General features: G+C 62.4%; 3 protein-coding genes. 2 read left to right on the top strand and 1 reads right to left on the bottom strand.

All coding sequences use genetic code 11. The features are described 5' to 3' along the window. The coding region (locus tag AC1D1X_RS21020; RefSeq protein WP_477699082.1) for a patatin-like phospholipase family protein at positions 1–612 on the bottom strand (612 nt) is incomplete at its 3' end. A gap of 120 nt (positions 613–732) precedes the next feature. On the opposite strand from AC1D1X_RS21020, the gene AC1D1X_RS21015 reads away from it, so the two are divergent. Beyond that, the gene (locus AC1D1X_RS21015; protein ID WP_477699081.1) at positions 733–1,776 is read left to right on the top strand and encodes an extracellular solute-binding protein; all 1,044 of its coding nucleotides are present in this window, start codon (positions 733–735) and stop codon (positions 1,774–1,776) included. A gap of 224 nt (positions 1,777–2,000) precedes the next feature. Beyond that, positions 2,001–2,343 (top strand): SDR family NAD(P)-dependent oxidoreductase (locus AC1D1X_RS21010; protein ID WP_477699080.1); only part of this gene is annotated, 343 nt, incomplete at its 3' end.

Below are 2,343 nucleotides of genomic sequence, written 5' to 3'. Positions count from 1 at the left end.
GGCCCCCATCTGCCTGGCAAAGCGCACAGGCACCGGTGAGACCAGGCCGCCGTCTACATACTCGCGGCCGTTGATCTTGACGGGCACGAACACAGCCGGCACCGCACTGGATGCGCGCACTGCTGTGCCGGTATCGCCGCGCTGGAACAGCACGGCCTGGCCGCTGTTGAGATCGGTGGCGACGATGCCCAGCGGAATGGCCATGTTTTCCATCAGCCGGTTGGCCACAAGGTCGTTGACATAGCGGGCCAGCGCGTCACCGCGGAACATGCCGCGGCCGATGATCGGCAGCATCCAGTCGGTGATGGCAACTTCCTCCATGTTCAGCGCGGTCTGCTGCAGCTGCGCGCTGGTCTTGCCACTGGCGTACAGCGCCGCCACCAGGCTGCCGGCTGATGTGCCGACCACCAGTTGCGGCTTGAGCCCGGCCTCCTCAAGCACGGCGATCACACCCACATGGGCAAAGCCGCGCGCCGCGCCACCGCCCAGCGCCAGCCCGATGCGCACCGGCTTTCTGGCGGCCTCCGCCGGTAGCGGCGCTACAGGCGCGGCCGGTCCGGGCGGCGCTGTGGCGCAGCCGGCAAACAGCGACAAAACCGCAGCCAGGCCGATGCCCGCCAGCCAGTCCAGCCCTCGTGAAGGCTTGCACAACGTAGGGGGACTACCAAGAATGATTCTTATTTGCTTTATCATGGCCGGGCTTTAAAAATACCAGTAAGGAAGTGGAAAGTTATGTACAAAAAAGTGGTTCTCTCGTCGCTGATGCTGCTGGCAGGCTTGGCATCAGCGCAGGAACAGGTGGTCAACTTGTATTCTGCCCGCCATTACCAGACGGACGAAAAGCTCTACAGCGACTTCACCAAGGCCACCGGGATCAAGGTGAACCGCGTGGACGCGGATGACGCCGGCATTTTGGCGCGCCTGAAGGCCGAAGGCACGGCATCTCCTGCCGACGTGATTTTGCTGGTCGATGCCGCGCGCCTGCACAAGGGCGATGCGGACGGCCTCTTCAAGCCCATCAAGTCACCCGCCCTGGAAGCCGCCATCCCGGCCAAGTTGCGCGCCAAGGAAACGGCCGAAGGCACGACCTGGTTCGGCTTCTCGACGCGCGCCCGCGTTGTGGTGTTTGACAAGCTCAAGGTCAAGAAAGCCGACGTGGACACCTACGAAAAGCTGGYCGACCCGAAGAACAAGGGCCTGCTGTGCACCCGCTCCGGTGCACATCCGTACAACCTCTCCCTCTTCGGTGCGGTGACCGAGCATCTTGGCGAAGCCAAGGCCGAGCAATGGCTCAAGGGCTTGGTGGCGAACATGGCGCGTGACCCCAAGGGCGGCGACAGCGACCAGATCAAGGCCGTGGCCAGCGGCGAGTGCGGCATTGCGCTGACCAACACCTACTACCTGGCGCGCATCATGCGTTCCAACGCGCCTGAAGACAAAGTCGTGGCCGACCGCGTGGGCGTGGTCTTCCCCAACCAGGACAGCTGGGGCACGCATGTGAATATCGCCGGCGCGGCGGTTGCCAAAAACGCCAAGAACACGGCCAACGCCGTCAAGTTCATGGAATATCTGGCCAGCCCGAGCGCACAGGAGTACTTTGCCAACGGCAACAACGAGTGGGCCGCCGTACCGGGGCTGGGCGTGAGCAATCCCGCGCTCAAGGCCATGACACCGTCGGGCAATGGCAGCTTCAAGTCTGAAACCATCCCGATCAGCGCCGTGGGCAACAACCAGCTCAAAGTGCAGCAGATGTTGGACCGTGTCGGCTACAAATAAGCCAACGCCCCACTTTTGCGAAAAGCCCGGCCGCCGAAAGGCGCCGGGCTTTTTCATCGCCGGGCCGTCCCTAGATGAAAAGCGTCCCTCGGGGGCAGCGACCACACGAAGTGAACGAGCGCGGGGGGTACTTTTCATGCGCCATAATTGACGTTTACGTTAACGTCACCCAAAACGTTCACGCAAGCTCTTCAAAATCTCTCCATCTTCATCAAGGAACCACCATGGAAATCGCAGGCAAAGTATTTATCGTCACCGGCGGCGCATCGGGCCTGGGTGAAGGCACGGCACGCATGCTGGTGGCCAACGGCGCCAAAGTCGTCATCGCCGACATGCAGGCAGATAAAGGCGAGGCCATCGCCAAAGAGTTGGGCGAAGGCAAAGCCACTTTCGTCAAATGCGACGTGAGCCAGGAAGCCGACGGCCAGGCCGTGGTGGCCAAGGCGGTTGCCATGGGCAAACTGATGGGCCTGGTGAACTGCGCCGGCATTGCGCCCGCCGAAAAAACCGTGGGCAAGAACGGCGCGCACAGCCTGGGCGCCTTCAGCAAAACCATCACCGTCAACC

Source organism: Polaromonas sp. P1_G4, assembly GCF_056405475.1.
Note: the sequence above shows the minus strand (reverse complement) of the source record. Positions and strands in the feature narration are given on the sequence as shown.